This is a genomic window from Stenotrophomonas sp. 1337 (assembly GCF_031455455.1).
In the GTDB taxonomy this organism is placed as follows: domain Bacteria; phylum Pseudomonadota; class Gammaproteobacteria; order Xanthomonadales; family Xanthomonadaceae; genus Stenotrophomonas; species Stenotrophomonas indicatrix.
In genome coordinates this window covers 869,309-890,621 of the sequence record NZ_JAVDSR010000001.1, presented here as the reverse complement: position 1 = coordinate 890,621, position 21,313 = coordinate 869,309, and the positions used below count along the sequence as shown (strand labels likewise).

The window sequence follows — 21,313 nt, the reverse complement described above, 5'->3', positions numbered from 1 at the left end:
GCCTGAGCGCACCAGAGGGCGTTGCTCCTGAGGCTGCCGGCCAGCGGCCGGCACTACCGTGCCCGTTTACCGGAAGGGCTGGCGCTCCTCCAGCACACAGTTGCTACAAGGACGTACTTGCGGCGTCCCCGCCATCCGACACCGCCCCGCCATCCCACGGAACGCCCGCTGTTGCTGTTGCTGTTGCTGTTGAGGTTGCCGGCCAGCGGCCGGCACTACCACGGGTGCCGGGCGCAGCCCGGCCGGAACCCTTACTCTGCCGGCTTGGCCGCTGCGCTCGCGGCGACGCTCGCTGCACGCCGTGACAGCACTGCTTCGCGATGGGCGATGTAGGCGTTGGCGGCGAGGATGATGCCGGCGCCAATGATGGTCCAACGATCCACCGTCTCGGCGAACAACAGCCAGCCACACAAGGTCACCAGCGGCAGTTGCAGGAAGCTGATCGGGGTCAACGCGGAGACTTCGCCCAGGCGCAGTGCGCGTGTCCACAGCAACTGGCCGATGGTGCCCAGCACGCCAGTGGCCAGCAGCCAGAGCCAGGCGATGCCGGTGGGCCAGACCCACACGAACAAGGCCGGTATCAGCGACAGCGGTACCCAGAACACGTAGGTGTAGAGCACCACGGTGTCGGCGCTGTCGATACGGGTGAGCTGCTTGATCTGGATCGCCACCAGCGAGCTGAGCACGGCGGCGGCCACGGCGATCAGGCTGCCGGACGTGAAGCCGGCGGTGCCCGGCCGCACGATCACCAGCACGCCGATGAAGCCGACCACCACCGCTGCCCAGCGCCGTACGCGTACCGTTTCGCCCAGCCACAGCACCGCCGCGATGGTGACGAACAACGGGGTGGAGTAGGACAGCGAAACGGCCTGTGCCAGGGGCAAGTGGCCCAATGCCCAGAACGCGCACAGCATCGAGCCCAGGCCGATCGCGCTGCGCAGGAAATAACGCGGCAGCTGCTGGGTCTTCAACGGTGCATGGCCTGGGCGCAGCAGCATCGGCAGCAGGGCAAGCAGGCCGAAGGCATTGCGGAAGAACGCCACTTCCTGGGTCGGCACGTAGCGGGTGGCGTAGCGGATCGCCACCGCCATCAGGCCGAACGCCATGGTGCTGCCGAGCATCAGCAGCGCCGCCCGCAATGGGGTGGCGCTTGCGGGTAGGGCGGGTGTGCTCACCACTGTGCGCCGAGCAGGCGGGGCTCCGGTTCGATCGGCACGCCGAACTTCTCCAGTACCGAGGCGGAGATCCGCCGTGCCAGCGCCAGCAGTTCAGTGCCGGTGGCGTTGCCGTGGTTGACCAGCACCAGCGCGTGGCTGGGCGCAACGCCGGCATCACCTTCGCGGAAGCCCTTCCAGCCACAGGATTCGATCATCCAGGCCGCCGAGACCTTGCGGCGGTCGTCGCGGTCTGCCGGGAACACCGGCAGCTCGGGGAAGTGCTGCAGCAGCACCTCCACCTGTTCCAGCGGCAGCACCGGGTTCTTGAAGAAGCTGCCCGCGTTGCCCAGTACGTCGGGGTCGGGCAGCTTGCGGCGACGGATCGCGATCACCGCATTGGCCACGTCCACCGCGCTCGGCAGTTCCACGCCCTGCGCCTGCAGTTCTTCGCGGATGCCGGCGTAGCCCATGCGCAGGTCGTGCAGCAGCGGCAGTTTCAGTTCAATGGCGGTGATCAGGTAGCGGTCCGGCTGCTGCTTGAACACGCTGTCGCGGTAGGCGAAGCCACACTGTTCGTTGTCCAGCCGTACCCAGGTTTCTTCCTGGCAGTCCCAGGCCTCTACGGTCTGGATGAACTCGCCGACCTGCGCGCCATAGGCGCCGATGTTCTGGATCGGCGATGCGCCGGCGGTGCCGGGAATCAGGGCCAGGTTTTCCAGGCCGGACAGGCCTTCCTGCAGCGACCACATCACCAGCCCGTGCCAGGACACGCCGGCTCCAGCGCGGATCACGGCGTGGTCGGCACGGTGTTCGAGGAAACTGATTTCGCGGTTGCCGAACACCAGCACGGTGCCGGGCAGGTCTTCGGCGATCAGCACATTGCTGCCGCTGCCAAGCACCAGCAGCGGACCATTGGCCACTTCCGGCAACGCCAGAACCTCCGGCAGCAGCGCGGCATCGTGCAGTTCCAGCAACTGCGCTGCGCTGGCCTGCACGTGGAACGTGTTCAGGGCCTGCAGTGGCGCGTTGTGGGTGAGGGTCCAGCGCAGCGGTGCTGCAGCGTTGTTGGTGTCGTCCATGGGCATGCTCACAGGGGTGCCACCGCGCCGCGACTGGGCGCCTCGCGTCGGCGGCGGATCGCCTCCACGCAGTCGGCGACCAATGCCGGGCCCTTGAAGATCAGGCCGCTGTAGCACTGCACCAGCGCCGCACCGGCGGCCATCTTGGCCACGGCGTCGGCACCGGACAGGATGCCGCCGACACCGACCAGCGGCACTGATTCGGGCAGGCGTGCACGCAGGCGGCGCAGTACCAGGGTGGACTGTTCCAGCACCGGTGCACCGGACAGCCCGCCGGCTTCATTGGCCAGCGGATCTCCGGCAACCCGGCTGTGGTCGATGGTGGTGTTGGTGGCGATCACGCCGTCCACCTGCAGTTCGCCAAGTACGCGCGCGGCGGCATCGATGTCGCGCTCGCTGAGGTCCGGGGCCACCTTCACCAGCATCGGCACGCGCCGGCCATGCTGCGCGGCCAGTGCTTCCTGGCGCTCACGCAGCTGGCTGACCAGCTGCCGCAGCGCGGTCTCTTCCTGCAGCTCGCGCAGGCCGGCCGTGTTGGGCGAGGAAATGTTGACGGTGATGTAGTCGGCCAACGGGTACACCTTGTCCATGCAGGCGATGTAGTCATCGGCCGCCTGTTCGTTGGGGGTGTCCTTGTTCTTGCCGATGTTGATGCCGAGCAGGCCGCGCCGGTTGCGCGCGCGTTCGACGTTGCGCACCAGCGCATCCACGCCGGCGTTGTTGAAGCCCATGCGGTTGATGATCGCGTTGTGCGCCGGCAGCCGGAACAGGCGCGGCTTGGGGTTGCCGGCCTGCGCTCGCGGCGTGATCGTGCCGATCTCCACGAAGCCGAAGCCCAGCGCGAACAGTGCATCGATGTGCTCGCCATTCTTGTCCAGGCCGGCAGCAAGGCCGACCGGATTGGGGAACGTCAGCCCGAACACCGTGCTGGGCATCGGCGCGATGCGTGCGGCCACCAGCGGCGTGGTGCCGGTGCGATAGGCCAGGTCCAGAGCGGACAGGCCGAGACCGTGGGCGCGTTCGGCGTCGAGCGAGAACAGGAAGGGGCGGGCAAGCGAATACATGCGTTGGTTTCAGTCCAGCGTGCCGAGGAAGGCTCGGGTTCGATATTCAAAAGCGACCTGGCCGTCGACCGCATGGGCGGCGAACAGGTCCTGCAGCGCAGCCAGCATCGGCGCGTGGCGCGGATGGCCGGGCTGCGGCGCGTAGGAAGAAGACAGCAGGCGCCCGCGCAGGGCGTCCAGGTCCAGGTGCTGCACGTTCGGCAGCTGCACCATGCCGCGCAGGCCGGAGCCGAACCAGGCCTGCATGGTGGCGTCGTCCTGGTAGCGTTCGGCCACTGCGGTGTAGTCGGTGCCGTAGTCCAGCAGCAGTTGTTCGTAGCCGACCAGGAACGGGCTGGCATCGAGCAGGCGCGAATTCCAGTAGATCAGCGCCAGGCCGCCCGGGCGCAGGATGCGCTGCCATTCGGCGCGCACGGCCACGGTGTCGAACCAGTGGAAGGCCTGCGCGGCGCCGACCAGATCAACGCTGGCATCGGCCAGCCCGGTGGCCTCGGCGCGGCCATCGACGGCGGAGAACTGCGGATACTGCGGCGCAAGCCAGTGCTCGGCGGCGGCGCGCATCGCCGCGTTGGGTTCGACGGCGACCAGTGGATGGCCGGCGGCCAGGAACTGCCGGCTGGAGATGCCGGTGCCGGCGCCGATGTCAGCGACACGCGCGCTGGTTGCCACGGCCATGGAGCCATGCAGCCAGTCCATCAGGGCAGGCGGATAGTCTGGGCGGTAGCGGACATAGTCCGCGACGCGGCTGCTGAAGCGTTCAGTGCTGTCGGCGGAGGTCATCGTGCTTTCACCAGCGCAGTCCAGGTTTGGCGTCGGCGCCGGCGGCCACCATCGCGAAGATCAGGATGGCCACCAGGCCCACCGCAGCGAGGATGTTGAGCCAACCCATGATCAACCCGGCCAGGGCCATGCCATCGCCGTCCTGTTCGCCGGCGCGGCGGCGGATCTCGGCGCGGGCCAGGTGCCCGGTGATGATGGCAACAAGGGCGGCGACACCCGGCAGCACGGTCCAGCTGCAGATGCCCGCGATCAGGCTGACCACGGCCAGGGCGTTGCTCTGTCGGGGTGGCACGCTCATCGAGTCCTCCGTGGCAGTGCCGACATGATAGTGCGTCTGCCCCGGCAATCCCATGGTCCGGCCAATGCAAGGCTGCCAGGCAAGGTTGGCAACCATCGGGGCCGAGCGCGGGGTGGCTTTGGCAGGCGTCGACCTTGGTCGACGAATGCGGCGCCAACCAAGGTTGGTAGCTACCGAGGGATCGGCGCTAGCCCATCAGCACCTGGCCGCCATCGACATTGAGCACGTGGCCGGTGATCCAGCGCGCAAGCGGCGAGCACAGGAACAGCGCGGCGTCGGCGATCTCGCGCGGCTGCCCGAAGCGGCCGAACGGAATCCTCGCCAGGGTGCCGTGGTACAGGGCGGGATCTTCGACACGACGTCGATCCCAGAGGCCATCGGCAAATTCGATCGAGCCCGGTGCGATCGCGTTGACCCGGATCCGGTCCGGCGCCAGTGCCAGGGCCTGCGACGTCGTGTAGTGCGACAGCGCGGCCTTGGCCGCCGCATACGGTGCGCCGCCGGGACGCGGTTGCTGCGCGGCGATCGAGGATAGGTTGAGGATGCAGGCGTCGGACGAGGCGCGCAGCCACGGCAGCGCAAGGCGCGATGCGCGGACCGCCGCCATCAGGTCGATCTGCAGGCTGGCGGCCCAGCCGTCTTCGTCATCGGCCATGCCGTAGCCGGTGGCGTTGTTGACCAGCACATCGATGCCGCCGAGCGCGTCGGCAGCGGCCTGCAGCCAGGCGCCGATGCGGCCGAGGTCGCCCAGATCGGTGGCGAAGGTGTGCAGCTGCGTGCCCTGGGCCTGCGCATCGGCCTGCAGAGCATCCAGCCCCGCCTGGCCGCGGGCGCAGGCCGAGACCTGCGCACCGGCGCGGGCGAAGGCCAGCGCCAGTTCGCGGCCGATGCCCTTGCTGCCACCGGCGATCAGCACCCGGCGGCCGGTGAACTCGAGGGTCGGAGCCCCTGTGGGGATCCGACCCTGAGTGGTCGGCACGGCATGGGTCGGATCCCCGGAGGGGCTCTGACCCATGTGCATGGCCGGACCGTTTGCCATCACAGGTCGAACTTGATGCCCTGGGCCAGCGGCAGCGAATCCGAATAGTTGATGGTGTTGGTCTGGCGGCGCATGTAGACCTTCCATGCATCCGAACCGGACTCGCGACCACCGCCGGTGTCCTTCTCGCCACCGAAGGCGCCACCGATTTCCGCGCCCGAGGTGCCGATGTTGACGTTGGCGATGCCGCAGTCCGAACCGGCCGCCGACAGGAAGCGCTCGGCAGTCTTCAGGTTGGTGGTGAAGATCGACGAGGACAGGCCCTGCGGCACGCCGTTCTGCATGTCGATGGCTTCGTCCAGCGTGCTGTACTTCATCACGTACAGGATCGGCGCGAAGGTCTCGTGCTGCACCACTTCATCGCTGTTCTTCAGGCCGGTGACGATGGCCGGCAGCACGAAGTTGCCGGGGCGGTCGATGCGCGTGCCGCCGGTTTCGATGGTGCCGCCGCTGGCCTTGGCCTTTTCGATGGACGCCAGGAACTGCTGCACGGCACCGTCGCTGTTGAGCGGGCCCATCAGGTTGGCCGGGTCGGTCGGATCGCCGATCTTGCCTTCCACCTGCTTGTACGCCTTGACCAGCGTGGCCAGCACGTCGTCATGGATGGATTCGTGCACGATCAGGCGGCGGGTGGTGGTGCAGCGCTGGCCGGCGGTGCCGACCGCACCGAACACGATGCCGGGAATGGCCAGCTTCAGGTCGGCGGTTTCGTCGAGGATGATCGCGTTGTTGCCGCCCAGTTCCAGCAGGCAGCGGCCAAGGCGGTGGGCGACCTTCTCGGCCACCGTGCGGCCGACCTGGGTCGAGCCGGTGAAGCTGATCAGCGGCACGCGCTTGTCGGCCACCATCTTTTCCGACAGCGCGGTGCCGGCGTCGTTGATCAGGAAGAACAGGTCCGGGAAACCGGCATCGCGCAGCGCTTCATTGCAGATGCGCATCGAGGCGATGGCGGTCAGCGGGGTCTTGTTGGACGGCTTCCACAGGCAGATGTCGCCGCAGATCGTGGCCAGGAACGAGTTCCATGCCCACACCGCCACCGGGAAGTTGAACGCGCTGATGATGCCGACCAAGCCGAGCGGCTGGTACTGCTCGTACATGCGGTGGCCGGGGCGCTCGGAATGCATGGTGTAGCCGTACAGCATGCGGCTCTGGCCCACGGCGAAGTCGGCGATGTCGATCATCTCCTGCACTTCACCGTCGCCTTCAGGCTTGCTCTTGCCCATTTCCAGCGCGACCAGCGAACCCAGCGCATCCTTGTGCTTGCGCAGCGCTTCGCCGCACAGGCGCACGGCTTCACCGCGACGCGGGGCCGGCGTGGTGCGCCAGACCTTGAAGGCTTCCTGGGCGCGCGCGATGACGGTTTCGTACTCGGCTTCGGTGGTGGCGCGGACCTGCGCGATCGGCTCGCCCGTGGTCGGATTGATCGGGGTGATCAGTTCACCACCGGTAGCGCTCGACCACTCCCCGTTGCCCAGGTAGGTGCCAGCGTTGATCGCGTCCAGACCAAGGGACTTGAGCAGCTCGGAAGACATGCAGACTCCTGTGTTTCGTTACGTTGTGTTTGGTGCCGCCGCGGGCAGGTGGGGGCGCGACGAACTGAGCCGCCGATGGTAGCAGAGCGCCCGGATTGACCATGGTGCGCCGCGCCAGTGGCAATGGTGTGGCAGATGAAAGCTTGGAGGGCAGGGCGGCTTGCCTGTAAACTTGGCGGCTGCATGGCCCCGTAGCTCAGCTGGATAGAGCGTCCCCCTCCTAAGGGGAAGGTCGCCCGTTCGAATCGGGCCGGGGTCACCATAATCAATGGCTTAGGCCATTCGGCGCATAGCCATTCGGCGCATAGCGTCTACTCCACTGTTTTCGGCATATCCATGCCGTTTGGTCACAGTAGTCACAGTCGGTCTGCGTCTGCGAATCTATCTGGCAGGAAGCCGAGCGCGCGGGGTGTCCTTCATGAGCGTGGCGCGAATGGCGGCGAGCCTTTCCGCCGACGTTCGGGCGGAGCGCATCACGGCATCGATGCCAGGCTTCCAGCGGGTCAGCTTTTCGGTTTCGTGGTTCCAGTGGAGGATGTCCCGTATCGCGACGCCGTCCACAACCCGCATCACCAGATGGTTGCCGGTTCCATTCGACGCGAGCGCCACAAGATCAAGTGATCGAAGGTGCATTCCCCACGCACCGCGCAGGTTCTCATACGTGACCGATCCGGCCGTCTTCCGCGGGTTGCCAGGGTCAAAGACCGGGAAAAATCGCCACCCACCCGGTAGCTCGGTGCCGTTGTGCGTGAGCCAGACGGCCCTGAGTTCAACTGGAAACACAACGCACAGCTCCCGCTCTGCCTCGTCAATGAGCGCCGCAGTGGCAACGGTGGTACCTCCCGGCATCGTCGTCTCCTTTGTTCGGGACTGCCGATTGTACGAAACGAGCATCGGGCCGGGGTTACCAAAATCAATGAGTCAGGCAAGCGCAGTGGCGTGCAATTCCCACTGTTTCCCGCATATCCACAGGATTTGGTCCCAGCGGCGCCGGTCAGTACCGGAGCTTCGCCACGGCGCCATCATCGCCTTCAGGCGTCAAATGGGCGTAGTACTTCTCGGTCGTGGCGTAATCAGCGTGCCCGGCCAGGATCTGCACCCTTCGCAACGGCACCCCGGCCATGACCATGTGGGCGCAGAAGGTGTGCCGTAGCCGGTGGAGGCTGCCGCCGATTCCCGCACGCTTGGCATCCGAGGCGAACCAGTCGGATACCGTGTCCTTGTGCACGGCGACCAGCGGATCGGGTAGCTGGCGCAGCGCCCAGCGCGCATACCGATTCAGTGGCACCTCGCGCCACTTGCCCGACTTCGTGCGTCCCTGGCCATCTTCGTCCGGATCGCTCTCGACCCTGAGCCTGCGCCCGGCCACCGAGTCCTTGCCCAGTCCGACCAGCTCCCCGCGGTACAATCCCGTGTGGGCCATGAACAGCCACAAGGGGCGCCCGGCGGGAGTTCGCACGGTACAGCTTCCGCATCGCCGCCCGGTCGTAGATCCGCGGCGAGCTGAAGCAGCCGCGCGACGGCAGCCAGCACTATCTGATTCACAAGATCGGCCATCTGATGATCGACAACGTGGAAGGTTGGGAGCAGCTGGACCCGCATGACGCGGTGAAGCGTCTGCCCACGTCGGGCGCATGGACGCGCGCCCGCAACAGCGCCGGCGCCATGGATTACGTCCTGCAGCCTGTCCAGCCTTCGCAGTTTGCCGTTGTTGCCGGCTGGCTCGACTCACCTGAGGCGACCCTGCGCTGGGCAGGTCCCGGCATTCCCTTCCCCTTGCCTGCCGAAGCCTTCGCCGCTGCATTGGCGTTGCCTTCGCGTCCGGGCTGGACACTGCAGGATGCCGACGGCGCCTGCCTGGGCTTCGGCCAGTATTGGCAGACAACACCTGACAGCATGCACATCGGGCGCATCATCGTGTCGCCGCAGGCACGCGGCCGTGGCCTTGGCCGGGTGTTGATGACGGCACTGTGCGCCGAAGCCCTTCGCAGCAGCGCTGCCGTGCAACTGACGTTGAAGGTCTATAGGGACAATCAGGCGGCCGTGGCGCTGTACCGCGACCTCGGCTTCGTCGCCAGCGAAGACGCCTCCACGCCGGAGCTGCTGTTCATGGCCTGCCGTACAACCTGAGGGGGAAAGGGCAGGGCTCTGCACTCCCGCTGCACATCCTGTGCACGCGCTGCTGCAAGCGGACTCGGCAGTCTGGTGCCGTCCCCATCGGTTGCCTAGGAGCGCCCCCATGAATACCCCCGGCACCCCCAAGCCTTCGTGGCGCCAGCGCAACGTGCTGCTGACCGTCGCCGCCGTGCTGCTGGTGATCGTGCTGATCCTGCTCTTCGTGCCCTGGTAGAAGCCTGGCTGCCGCCAAGCGCGGCGCGATCCCCCTTCCACTTCAGCTCCCGCCGGTAGCCCATGGCCCGGCGGTTTTTCTGTGTGCGCCCCACGCCGGATGCATCGCGCCGGCTCCGAAAATGCGTGACGAATTGCCGGAAAGGGCGGTGCGGCTGCCGGATCCGTGCACGAGGCCCCCGGGGCCCGTTGCTACAACTGTGTTCGTGGGGCCGGCGCCAGATTTGGCAAACTTAAATGTGACCTACATCACACAATTGTTTGTATTGTGTTATCTTCGTCACAGTTTTGCGAACCTGACCAACAGGGTCCAGGGACGGTTGTAGTCGCCACGGAACCGGCAGACACGCATTCGTACGCGTCTCCGGGTCCGGCAGAACCCTCCCCGGTACCCACTGAACAGCGGCTCCCCTGTGGGGCTGATGACGGGGAAAAACCAACATGTGGCAGTCGACGACGTCGCGCATCAGCGCGGGCGGTGAATCCGTTCATCCTGAAAAAAGTGCACATCCCGGCCGGACCGGGCGATGGCTGGCCGCCGGTCTGCTGTTGCTGCTGCTGTCGGTGGTGCTGCCATCGTCGGCCTGGGCTGCGGCCTACGCGACCGGCGGCACCAGCCCGTACCGCAACACGGTGCTGTGGCTGACCTGGGGGGGCGGCACGGACTTGGGCACTGCCGGGGTCACGCTCAACAATGGTGATACCTCGTCGATCTCGATGCCGGTGGCCGCGGGCATCAACCTCAGTGTCAGCTGCAGTCTGGCCAACATCAGTGGCGGCGGACTCCTGCAGAGCTATCGCCCGGGCAACTTCAGCGGCGACAGCCTGGACGACCTGTACAACGTCGGTGGCACTGGCGGCGCCAACCAGCTGATCGCAGGCATCTCGCGCAGCAGCGGTACATCCTCTTTCGAAATCAACTGCGTCTCGACCCTGGGCGGTGCACCGTATCGCCTGCGCGGCGTGGTGATGGCCGACGCCGAGTCGATCAACAACAGCGGCGAGTTCGTCGAAGCCAGTGCACTGGGCACCTGGAACGTGGTGGAGATGCGCAAGAACCTCAGCGCAGGTGCCTACAACGTGACCAAGTCCAGCAGCGGCGGCAACAGCGTGATCCGCTTCGGGCCGGGCAACGACAACAACACCGCTGCGGTCACCTTCCTCAATTTCGACAATGCCGCGCACGCGCCGGGCAACCTCGCGGTGAACATGGGCTTCTCGATGCGCGGCGGCGGCACCACCGCCATCGCCATCGGCCTGCTGGTGCCGTACGCCGACTTCGGTGATGCGCCGCAGAGCTATGGCGACGCCATGCATGTGGTGGACGATCTGCAGTTCCGCCCGGATGGCCTGCCGGTCAACGCCACCCCCACCAACATCAACACCGCCGGCTATACGCCAGGTGGCCTGGCACCGCCGCTGACCGATTTCCTCGGCACGATGGGCCCGGATACCGAGCAGAAGAGCAGCTACAGCGCCGATGCGAAGGGCGACGACAACTTCCCTTCGGGCAATCCCAACGAAGAGAATGCCTGGCCGGCGAGCTACGTGCTGACGGTGATGCAGGCCGGTACCCAGATCAGCCAACCTGTGGCGTGCGTGGGCAGCGGCAGCGTGGCCGGCTGGATCGATTTCAATCGCAACGGCACATTCGACCCGGGCGAGCGCAGCAACATCGCTGCATGCAGTGGTGGCGGGGCCAACCTGAGCTGGACCGTGCCCGCGCAGGTAAGCGCAGGCAGCAGTTACGTGCGCCTGCGCTATGCGACCAATGCGGCGCAGATCCAGCAGCCGACCGGCGTGGCCGACGACGGCGAAGTGGAAGACCACCTGATCACCATCACCGCACCCGCGCTGAAGGTGGTGAAGAGCAACAATGCCACCGGCGGCATCTGGAACTACGGCCAGGCCGGCACCCAGTACACGCTGACGATCAGCAACACCACCAACGTGCCGACCGGCAATCCGCCGAACGTGCCGGCGGGTGTCATCACTGTGCGCGACCAGTTGCCGGCAGGGATCGTCCCGAACTGGACCGGTACCCTCAGCAGTGGCAGCTGGAGCTGTACGGCGAGCGGCCAGGCGGTGAGCTGCACCAGCAGCCAGGTACTGTCGGCAGCCGGCACCGCCGGTGACAGCAGCAGCTTCACCCTGCCGGTGACCGTGTCCGCATCGGCAAGCGGCCTGTTGCGCAACCACGCCAGCGTCGGCGGTGGCTACGATCCGTTCAATGGTGGCAATCCGCCCGCACCGGGCGAGGCCTGCACCGATGCCAACCACTGCACCCGCAGCGATGTGACCGTTCCGGTTACACGGGTGAGCTACGCGAAACGCTCCAACACCACCGGTCCGGTGGCGGTGGGGGCGACGGTGAGCTACACCGTAGATGTCACCATTGCCGACGGCAACAGCCGCGACGTGCTGACCCTGACCGATACCCTCGGCACCGGTCTGGATTTCGCCAGCGTGACCAACGCCGGCGCCTTTACCTGCAATGCCGCCAATCCGCTGGTGTGCACGCTGCCAGCGGGCACCGTACCGGGTACCTACAGCCTGACCTATGCGGCCACCGTCAACGCGCAGGCCAGCGGCCAGGTGGTCAACACGGTGGTGGGTACCGGCACCGACACTCCCACCTGCAGCAGCAACTGCACCACCACCACGCCGGTGGCGGCGCCGCGCGTCTCGGTGTCCAAGGCCAGCGCTACCGCCGGCCCGGTCGCGGTGGGCGACAGCGTTGCCTACACGGTGAGCGTGGTCGTGGCCGATGCGCGCACCACCGCTGCCGTCACATTGACCGATACCCTGGGCACTGGCCTGGACTTCGGCGGCATGACCAATGCCGGCGGCTTCATCTGCGTGCCCGGCAATCCGCTGGTATGCACGCTGCCCGCCGGCACCGTGCCCGGCAGCTACGCGTTCTCCTATACCGGCATCGTCAACGCACAGGCGGTTGGCCAGGTGCGCAATGCCGTAGTGCCGAGCGGTCCGGACAATCCGTCGTGCGTCGGCAGCTGTGATACCACCACGCCGCTGGCCAGCCCGCAGGTGAGTTACGCCAAGCTGGCCTCCACCGGTGGACCGGTACGGGTGGGCGACAGCATCGGCTACACGCTCAGCGTGACCGTTGCGCGTTCGCGCACCACCGATGTGGTTACCCTGACCGATACGCTGGGCAGCGGCCTGGACTTCAGCAGCGTGACCAGCGCGGGCATCTTCACCTGCAATGCGGCCAACCCGCTGGTGTGCACGCTGCCTGCAGGGACGGTGCCGGGCACCTACAGCCTGAGCTACTCCGCCACGGTCAATGCGCAGGCCAGTGGCACGGTGCGCAATGCCGTGCTCGGCACCGGCACCGACACGCCCTCGTGCACGACCAACTGCGATACCACCACGCCGGTGGCGACGCCGGGCGTGAGCTATGCCAAGTCGGTGAACAGTGCCGGCCCCGTGTCGGTGGGTGACAGTCTGGCCTACACCTTGACCACGGTGGTGACCAACTCGCGCACCACCGACGTGGTGACGCTGACCGATACGCTGGGCAGCGGCCTCGATTTCGGCAGCGTGACCAGTGCCGGCGCCTACACCTGCAACGCGGCCAACCCGCTGGTGTGCACGTTGCCGGCCGGCACTGCGCCAGGCAGCTACAGCCTGTCTTACACCGCAGTGGTCAACGCCCAGGCCACCGGCCAGGTGACCAACGCGGTGCTCGGCAGCGGTGGCGACAACCCCAGCTGCACCGTCAACTGCGATACCACCACGCCGGTGGCTGGCAGCCAGATCGACTACCGCAAGACCTCGGCTGCGGCCGGCGCGGTCAAGGTGGGCGACAGCATCGCCTACACCCTGACCGCCGTGGTCAGCCGCTCGCGCACCACCGCTGTATTCACCCTGACCGACACGATGGGGCAGGGCCTGGACTTCGGTTCAGTCACTGCCACCACCGGCTTTACCTGCAATGCCGCCAACCCGCTGGTGTGCACGTTGCCGGCGGCCACCGCACCTGGCACCTACACGGTGAACTACACCGCGACGGTGAACGCGCAGGCCAAGGGCAGCGTCAGCAATGCCGTGCTTGGCAGCGGCACCGGTACCAACACCTGTGCCACCGACTGCACCACCACCACCCCGGTGCTGGCGGCGACGGTCACCTACCGCAAGTCCTCCAGCACGGCATCGCCGGTCAACATCGGCGATGCGGTGGACTACAGCGTCGAGGTGGTGGTCGCCAACTCGCAGACCACCGATGTGCTCACCCTGACCGATACCCTGGGCGCAGGCCTGGACCTGCAGTCGGTGACCCAGCCAGGCGCCTTCACCTGCAATGCCAGCAATCCGCTGGTGTGCACGCTGCCGGCAGGTACCGCACCCGGCACCTACACGCTGGGCTACCGCGCGCAGGTCAACGCGCAGGCCAGTGGCAGCGTCCGCAACGCGGTGCTGGGCAGTGGGGGCGATACGCCCAGCTGCTCGGTAACCTGCAGCACCGAGCACGTGCTGGCCGAGCCGCGCGTGGTGCTGGAAAAACTGTCCGGCCCTGCAAGTGGCAGTGAAGTGCGTCCGGGTGACCGGTTGCGCTACACCCTGCGGGCCACGGTCGAGCGCGCCTCGCTGCGCCAGCCGTTGCAGCTGCTGGATACGCCCGATGCGGGCCTGAGCGTGGACACGCTACCGGCAGGCTGCGTGCAGCAGGGCACCGACATCGTCTGCACCCTGCCGACCGGTACTCCCGTTGGGCAACATGAATTCGTCTACCAGGCCATCGTCAACCAGGAGGCGCGCACGGAGGTGCTCAACCGCCTGCGCGGCCAGTATCCGGATGGATCGCCACCGCCGGAGTGCACCACCTGCGAAACGCGGCACAAGGTGATCTCGGATTTCGCGCTGCGCATCACCAAGACCGCCAACCCGCGGCTGGTGAAGGTGGGCGACCTGGTGCGCTACCAGCTGGTGGTCGAGAACGTCGGCAGCAGCCATTGGCGCGACGGCGTGGTGGTCGATACGCCGCCGCCGGGCTTCAGCTATGTGGATGGCTCGATGCGCGTGGCCGACGACGACGGCGCGTTCTCGCTGGGCGGTAGCCAGACCCCGCTGCGCATCGGTGCGGTCGACATCGTCGTGGGCCGCAGTGCCACCATCACCTACCTGTTGCGGGTGGGCGCGGGCGTGCGTGCCGGCAACCACATCAACCAGGCCGTGGCCACCGCTGACGATGGCACGCCGCTGTCGAATGTGGCGACCGCTGAAGTACGCATGGATGCCGACCCGCTGCTGGAAGACAGCCTGGTGTTCGGCACCGTGTTCGATGACCGCGACGGCGACGGCTGGCAGGACAGTGCAGAACTGACCGGTGTTCGCGTGCAGGGCGGTTTCGCGCCTGCCGCGTACGTGCCGGGTTCGACAACGCTGGATCGTGGCGATGGACCGCAGCCGTTGGCCGATGCCAGCGCGCCCCTGCTGCATGGCGTGCAGGTGGGCGTGGTACACGGCCTGGCGTCTACGTCGGACACGGTCGAGAGCCATCAGGTGGTGATCCGCCAGCGCCTGCGCGAACTGTCCTTCACCGATGATTTCGTGCTGGAAAGCGCCCAGGGCCATCGCCTGCAGCTGGATGCGCAGGGTGTGGCAACCGTGCAGCGCAGTGGCGAGGCGGCCAAGGGCCTGACCGCAGCCGAGCCGGCCGTGCATCGCGAGATCGCGCGGGTGGCCGAGGGCTATGAAGTGGCCTACGTGATCCGCAACAGCGGCATCCAGGAGCAGGGCATTCCCGGCGTGCGCCTGGCCACCGTGGAGGGCCTGCTGATCGAAACCGATCCGTTCGGTCGTTACCACCTGGCCGATGTGCACGGTGGCGATGCGCGGTTGGGCCGCAACTTCATCGTCAAGCTGGACCCGGCAACGGTACCGGCGGGTTCCGGACTGACCACCGAGAATCCGTTGCTGCGGCGGGTTACCCAGGGCGTGCCGACCCGCTTCAGCTTCGGCGTGCGCCTGCCGCCGTCGCCGCAGGCGTCCGCCGAGCGCGCCGAACTGGCCTTGGGCGAAGTGTTGTTCGCCCCGGGCAGCAGCGAGCTGCGTGCCAGCTATCGTCCGGTGCTGGCGAAGATGGCCGAGGTGGTCGATCGCTACCAGGGCGGTGACGTGGTGATTGCCGCCAACGGCGAAAGCCAGGCATTGGCCTTCGCCCGTGCGGTGGCCGTGCGTGATGCGCTGCAGGCCGAAGTGGCTGAGGGTTCGCGCGCTGGCCTGACGGTGCAGCTGCGTACCGACGTGCGCGATCCGCACTCGCTGGTCGCTGGCGTTGATGCCGGCGGCGCGCTGCTCGGCAACGTGCTGTTCGACACCGACAAGGCGGTGATCCGCGAGGAGTTCAAGCCGCTGCTGGCTGCCATCGCCGCGCGCCTGGAGCAGATGGGGGGCGGCCAGGTCAGCCTGGTCGGCCATACCGATGTGCGTGGCAGCCACGCCTACAACCAGGCGTTGGGCCTGCGCCGTGCCAATGCCGTGTTCGAAGCGCTGCGCGTGCAGCTCAGCCCTGCCGTGCAGCAACGCCTGCGCGTGCGCAACGAGGAGACCGCCGCCACCCGCGCGGCGGCCCACCAACAGGAGGCCCGCCGATGAGCGCCCACCACTCTGTCGTCCGGCGTCCCGCCCGCCTGCACCGCGCTGCGTTGTACCAGGCACTGCTGCTGGGTCTGGCAGCAACCGCACAGGCCGCGCCGCCGCCGGCCAACGACGCGCCCATCGATGGCGCGCCCATCCACTGCGAGGGCAACCAGTGCAGCGCCGCGGGCGACCTGCTGTTCACCCTGCGCTCGCGCAGCTTCGATGAGCCGGTGACCGAAGGCACGTCGACGCGCTCGTCATCGCAGGTGCTGCAGCCGGACCGGCGCGTAAGCGTGGCGCTGGACGAGCCGGGCAAGGCGACCGTCCGCGGTGAATTCATGATCCGCCTGCCGGAAGGTGGCGCGATCTGGGCCACCGAAGACCCGGCCATGGGCCAGCCCGAGCTGTCGATCTCGGCGCCGGGCATGGTGGCGTTCGACCAGGGCCGCATCGTGCGTCCGGTCGAATTCTTCGTGCGTGGCAACTACACCGCGTTCATCAAACGTCTGGAGGTCAGCCTCTACCGCGGCAGCGACAGTGACCGGGTCGCGCCCCTGGCGACCTTTGAACTGCCTGTGGCTGCGGTCGGGCAGGGCAGTTGGGACGGTGCGCTGCCGGCGTCCACGCCGCTGCGTCGTGGCGACCGCCTGGTCTATGTGCTGCGCGCGTACGATGCCGAGGGCAATGTCGATGAGACCTCGGCGCAGTCCATGCAGCTGGTGACGCTGGCTGAAGTGGAGCGTGGCAACCAGCAGCTGCGTGACGCCCTGGAAGATCGGCGCGGCACGGCTGTCGATGCCAACCAGGCCGCTTCGTTGTCGCTGCTGGAGCAGGTGTTCGACAGCAACGGTCTTCGCCAGCAGAACATCCCGGTGTACGGCTCGCGCGTGCGCCTGCGGGGCCGTGACCTGCCGCTTGGCGCGGCACTGAAGATCAATGGCGAAAGCTATCCGCTGGACCAGGACCGCAAATTCGCCGCTGAATACCTGATGCCGATCGGTCACCACGTGTTCGACGTGCGGGTCGAGCGGCCCGACGCGCCGGCCATCGCACGCACGCTGGAGGTGGATGTCAGCGGCAGCTATCTGTTCGGTGTGGGCCTGGCCGATGTCACGGTGTACCAGAACAAGGCCAGTGGTGCGGGCCGCGATGTCGCCCGTGGCGAGCGCGATGACGATGTGCTCAGTGACGGGCGCCTGGCGTTCTATTTGAAGGCCAAGACGCGTGGTCGCTATCTGTTGACGGCGCAGGCCGATACCCAGAACCGGCCGCTGGACGAGCTGTTCACCGGTTTCACCACCGCCGATCCGCAGGACCTGTTCCGCAGCCTGGACCCTGACCTCTATTACCCCACCTATGGCGACGATTCGCTGACCCAGCGCGACGTCGACAGCATGGGCCGCTTCTACCTGCGCATGGACTGGGACAAGAACCAGGCGCTGTGGGGCAACTACAACACCGGGCTGAGCGGCACCGAGTACGCCCAGTACGTGCGTTCGCTGTACGGTGCGGCGCTGTCGTGGCGCTCACGCGGCGCCAATGCGTGGGGCGATGCGCAGACCGAACTGCGCCTGTTCGGATCGCAGGCCGAGACCGCGCCGGGCCACAGCGAGTTCATCGGCACCGGCGGCAGCCTGTATTACCTGCGCCACGCCAGCATCCTGCGCGGCTCGGACCAGGTGGTGCTGGAGATCCGTGACCGCACCACCGGCCGTGTCGAACAGCGGGTGTCGCTGGTGCGCGGTGCCGATTACGAGATCGACGCGTTGCAGGGGCGCATCCTGCTGACCCGGCCGTTGGCCCAGGTCAGCCGCGAGAACCTGCGCCGGATCAGCCGCGACGTGCCGCTGGACGGCTACGAGCAGCGCCTGATCGTCGACTACGAATGGGTGCCGACCGGCTTCGACAATGACGACATCACCGCTGGCGTGCGTGGCAAGCACTGGTTCGGTGATCACGTGGCGGTGGGGGCCACCTATGTGGACGAACAGCGCGCTGGGCAGGACTATTCGCTGCGCGGTGCGGACCTGACCTTGCAGGCCGGGCGTGGTACCTACCTGAAGGTCGAGCACAGCCGCAGCGAGGCGACCAGTGCGCCGGTGTTCTTCTCCGACAATGGTGGCCTGAGCTTCACCCGCCTCAACCCCGAGGGGCCGCGCGAAGGCGAGGCGACCGCGGTGGAGGCACGGGTGAACCTGCGCGAGCTGGGCTGGACCCAGCGCGACTGGAGTGCCGGCGCCTGGTGGCGGCAGGTCGAGGGAGGCTATTCGGTGGGCCGCTTCGACACCGGCCAGCGCGTGCGCGAACAGGGCGCCGAACTGCTGGGCTACGTGACCGACGATTTCAGCCTGTATGCGCGTTACAGCGAAGCACGGCGTGGCAATGAATCGTTGATCCAGGCCCAGGCCAGCGCCGAATGGCGGATCGGTGACAACGACCGCGTGTCGGCCGAGCTGCGACGGGTGCAGGAAGACCGCGGCATCGGCAGCAACGCAGGTGTGCTGGCGGCAGCGCGCTACACCCATCGCATCGGCACCGCGCTGGACATCTATGGTGGCGGCCAGCTGACCGTCGATGACGATCATGGCCGCTACGCGGACAATGATGCGGTGGTCGCCGGTGGTACCTACACCTTCGCCAACCTGTCCACGATCGGCGCGGAGGTGAGCGATGGTGATCGGGGCAGTGCCACGCAGGTCAATGCCGAGTACAAGCTGACCCCGCAGCACAGCTTCTATGGTGCGTTCACCCAGTCCACCGACCGCAGTGAATACGACCCGCTGTTCAGCCCGAATGCGCAGGATGGTTGGACACTGGGCCAGCGCTGGCGCCTGTCCGACCAGGTCAACGTGTTCAACGAGAGCCAGTTCCTCAAATCCGGCCAGGAATCCGGCCTGGCCAATACGTTCGGCATGGATTTCTATCCGGCGGTGGGCTGGAATGCGGGCTTCACCCTCAGCGACGGCAAGCTGGATGCGAGCAATGGCCAGGTCGACCGCAAGGCCGTCAGCCTGTCCGGCGGCCGCACGTCGCCGGGTACCGACTGGCAGAGCAAGCTGGAGTGGCGTCGCGATACCGGTGCCGAGCGCCGCACGCAATGGGTCAGCACCAACCGCCTCAGCCACCGTCTCAATGACAGCTGGCGGATCGCTGCGCGGTTCAACTACGCCGACACCGACGATGCGATCAACCCGGTGGCCGGCGCCCGCTTCATCGAGGGCAATCTCGGCTTTGCCTACCGCCCGTGGGACAATGACCGCTGGGCGCTGTTCGGCCGCTACAGCTATCTGTACGACCTGTCGACGATGGGCCAGGTCAACGGCGTGGACTACGACCAGCGTACCCAAGTGTTGTCGCTGGAAGGCGTGTACCGCATCGACCAGCGCTGGGAAGTGGCGGCCAAGCTGGCCCGCCGCGAAGGCGAGGTCCGCTATGGCCGGGGAACCGGTCCGTGGTTCGATTCAGCCACGAACTTCGGCGCCGCGCAGCTGCGCTATGACCTGTACTACCAATGGCATGGCCTGCTGGAGTACCGCCTGCTGGACGTGCGTGATGGCGGTCGCCGGCAGGGTTGGCTGGCCGGCGTGGACCGCGACGTCGGCCGCAACTTCCGGGTTGGCGTGGGCTACAACTTCACCGACTTCAGTGACGATCTGACGAAGTTCGACTACACCCACCGCGGCTGGTACCTGAACCTGGTGGGTCGCTATTGAGGACCGGGCAACGCCAGGCCATGCCTGGCGGGGCCGCAACGGTCGCTATCCAGTAGTGCCAGGCCATGCCTGGCAGGGGCGCGGCGGCCGCTACCCAGTAGTGCCAGGCCATGCCTGGCAGGGGCGCGGCGGTCGCTACCCAGTAGTGCCAGGCCATGCCTGGCAGGGCGGCAACGGCTCAGGCCTGCCTGAGCAGCTCCACCAGCTGCCGCAGGCGGTAAGGCTTGGGCAGGAATTCCACCTGCTCGGGCAGCGGCGGCAACTGCGAGCGTGCGTAGCCGGAGGAAAGGATCATCCGCGCCTGCGGCTGGTCGCGCGCAACATGCTCGCTCAGCTCGATGCCCGACATGCCGTTGGGCATGCTGATGTCACTGAACACCACGTCGAAACGCGTATCGCCCTGCAGCAGCGCGACTGCTTCCTGCGCATCGGCCGTGGTAGCCACGTCGATGCCGAAGTCGCGCAGTGCCAGGCCGATCATTTCGCGCAGATCGGTCTGGTCCTCCACCATCAGTACGCGGATCGGATCATCGGTCATGGGTTGGGTTCCTCTGTGGCGGGTAGCAGCAGGCTGACCGTGGTGCCAACACCGGGCGTGGTGGACACGTCTACGAAGCCGCCGCTCTGGGTGGTGAATCCGAACACCTGGCTCAGGCCCAGGCCGCTGCCCTTGCCGATGTCCTTGGTGGTGAAGAAAGGCTCGGTCGCGCGTTCGGCGATGTCCGGGGCCATGCCGTGTCCCTCATCGCAGACGCTCAACGTCACATAGGTCCGTTGCCGGGATGTGTCGGCGTCGGGGTCCATGCGGTGCTCCAGCGCGGTGGCGATCAATACCCGGCCGCCACCCACCGTAGCGTCCGCAGCGTTGCCGACCAGGTTGGCGAGCGCGGTCTGCAGCTGCACGGTATCACTGAGTATGGCAGGCAGGCCCGCAGCCAGCGCGGTTTCCAGGGTGACGCCGGCAGGGCAGGTGGCCTGCAGGGCGGGCAACCAGTCGCGGATCCGCGCATTGATGTCCAGCGTTTCGCGGATCAGGGTCTGCCCGGTGCTGAAGGCCAGCAGCTGCCGGGTCAGCAGTGCGCCACGATCACTGGCCGCCTGCGCAGTGGTGAGCAGGGCGTTGGCACGCTCGTCATCACCCATGCGTGCGGACAGCAGGTCCAGCGCATTGACGATGGTGGTCAGCAGGTTGTTGAACTCATGGGCAAGGCCGCGGCTGAGCTGGCCGACCGTCTCGAACTGCTGGGTCTGGCGCAGCGCCCGCTGCGCGTCGCGCAACAGCCGTTGCGCCTGCCACTGTTCAGTGATGTCGCGGGTGATCTTGACGAAGCCCACGAGCTCACCGTTCTCGACCACCGACTCGATGACCACACTGGCACGGAAGGGAGACCCATCTCGGCGCACCCGCCAGCCTTCGGCGGCATGGTGTCCGCATTCCGCCGCCAGCCGCAGCAGGCGCTGTGGCTCTCCCGTATCGCGATCAGCGGGCAGGTAGAAGCGGCCGAAGTGGGTGCCGATGACTTCTTCCGACCGGTAGCCCTTGATGCGTTCGGCGCCGGGATTCCAGCTGCAGACGATGCCATCGGGATCGAGCAGGTACAGCGCATGGTCGCGCACGCTGTCGATCAGCAATCGCAGCTGTCGGGAAGGGTCCGTCAACACGGACGGCGTCGAAGCGGCAGCGACCACGATGAAA

Annotated in this window: 14 protein-coding genes and 1 tRNA gene; 4 read left to right on the top strand and 11 right to left on the bottom strand. The window is 67.1% G+C overall.

The window, feature by feature from the left end; translation table 11 throughout:
• Positions 1-251: 251 nt before the first annotated feature.
• From J2X70_RS03955 to J2X70_RS03925, 7 genes are all read right to left on the bottom strand, one after another.
• Entirely contained in the window at positions 252-1,139 is an 888-nt protein-coding gene (locus J2X70_RS03955; RefSeq protein ID WP_032976099.1) for a DMT family transporter, read from the bottom strand.
• Positions 1,140-1,171: 32 nt separating this feature from the next.
• Positions 1,172-2,236: a UDP-N-acetylmuramate dehydrogenase gene (murB, locus tag J2X70_RS03950; protein WP_309909041.1), complete on the bottom strand. Its 1,065-nt coding sequence runs from the start codon at positions 2,234-2,236 to the stop codon at positions 1,172-1,174.
• Between the two features lie 8 nt (positions 2,237-2,244).
• Positions 2,245-3,300 carry a quinone-dependent dihydroorotate dehydrogenase gene (locus tag J2X70_RS03945; RefSeq protein ID WP_032976098.1) on the bottom strand — a complete coding sequence of 352 codons (1,056 nt, stop codon included), beginning with the start codon at positions 3,298-3,300 and terminating at the stop codon, positions 2,245-2,247.
• A gap of 9 nt (positions 3,301-3,309) precedes the next feature.
• Entirely contained in the window at positions 3,310-4,080 is a 771-nt protein-coding gene (locus tag J2X70_RS03940) for a class I SAM-dependent methyltransferase (protein ID WP_099783791.1), read from the bottom strand.
• Between the two features lie 7 nt (positions 4,081-4,087).
• Complete coding sequence (locus J2X70_RS03935; protein WP_025874887.1) at positions 4,088-4,378, bottom strand: DUF4190 domain-containing protein; 291 nt, start codon at positions 4,376-4,378, stop codon at positions 4,088-4,090.
• Positions 4,379-4,565: 187 nt separating this feature from the next.
• The gene (locus J2X70_RS03930) at positions 4,566-5,417 is read right to left on the bottom strand and encodes an SDR family oxidoreductase (protein ID WP_263929955.1); all 852 of its coding nucleotides are present in this window, start codon (positions 5,415-5,417) and stop codon (positions 4,566-4,568) included.
• Entirely contained in the window at positions 5,417-6,949 is a 1,533-nt protein-coding gene (locus J2X70_RS03925; protein WP_032976092.1) for an aldehyde dehydrogenase family protein, read from the bottom strand. Before J2X70_RS03925 ends, J2X70_RS03930 begins: the two co-directional genes overlap by 1 nt.
• 185 nt (positions 6,950-7,134) lie before the next feature.
• On the opposite strand from J2X70_RS03925, the gene J2X70_RS03920 reads away from it, so the two are divergent.
• Positions 7,135-7,211: transfer RNA gene (locus J2X70_RS03920), tRNA-Arg, on the top strand.
• A 119-nt stretch (positions 7,212-7,330) separates the two neighbouring features.
• Here J2X70_RS03920 and J2X70_RS03915 read toward each other — a convergent pair.
• Positions 7,331-7,798, bottom strand: coding sequence for an SMI1/KNR4 family protein (locus J2X70_RS03915; RefSeq protein ID WP_025874882.1), 468 nt, complete (start codon positions 7,796-7,798; stop codon positions 7,331-7,333).
• 145 nt (positions 7,799-7,943) lie between these two features.
• Positions 7,944-8,372, bottom strand: coding sequence for a tyrosine-type recombinase/integrase (locus J2X70_RS03910; RefSeq protein WP_309909034.1), 429 nt, complete (start codon positions 8,370-8,372; stop codon positions 7,944-7,946).
• Positions 8,373-8,614: 242 nt separating this feature from the next.
• Here J2X70_RS03910 and J2X70_RS03905 point away from each other — a divergent pair, with 242 nt between their 5' ends.
• The 3 genes from J2X70_RS03905 to J2X70_RS03895 all read left to right on the top strand — a co-directional run bounded on the left by J2X70_RS03905 (position 8,615) and on the right by J2X70_RS03895 (position 19,617).
• A complete protein-coding gene (locus tag J2X70_RS03905; RefSeq protein WP_263929973.1) occupies positions 8,615-9,079 on the top strand; it encodes an N-acetyltransferase in 465 nt (154 codons plus the stop codon).
• A 660-nt stretch (positions 9,080-9,739) separates the two neighbouring features.
• Positions 9,740-15,919, top strand: a complete 6,180-nt coding sequence (locus J2X70_RS03900; RefSeq protein WP_309909032.1) for a CshA/CshB family fibrillar adhesin-related protein — start codon at positions 9,740-9,742, stop codon at positions 15,917-15,919.
• A complete protein-coding gene (locus tag J2X70_RS03895) occupies positions 15,916-19,617 on the top strand; it encodes a hypothetical protein (RefSeq protein WP_309909030.1) in 3,702 nt (1,233 codons plus the stop codon). The genes J2X70_RS03900 and J2X70_RS03895 overlap by 4 nt, the downstream gene beginning before the upstream one ends.
• A gap of 178 nt (positions 19,618-19,795) precedes the next feature.
• Here the strand turns inward: J2X70_RS03895 and J2X70_RS03890 are convergent, their stop codons facing one another.
• Together J2X70_RS03890 and J2X70_RS03885 are read right to left on the bottom strand one after the other, a co-directional pair.
• Positions 19,796-20,155, bottom strand: a complete 360-nt coding sequence (locus J2X70_RS03890) for a response regulator (RefSeq protein WP_025874874.1) — start codon at positions 20,153-20,155, stop codon at positions 19,796-19,798.
• Positions 20,152-21,279, bottom strand: coding sequence for a PAS domain-containing sensor histidine kinase (locus J2X70_RS03885; protein ID WP_025874872.1), 1,128 nt, complete (start codon positions 21,277-21,279; stop codon positions 20,152-20,154). The genes J2X70_RS03890 and J2X70_RS03885 overlap by 4 nt, the downstream gene beginning before the upstream one ends.
• Between the last annotated feature and the right edge of the window lie 34 nt (positions 21,280-21,313).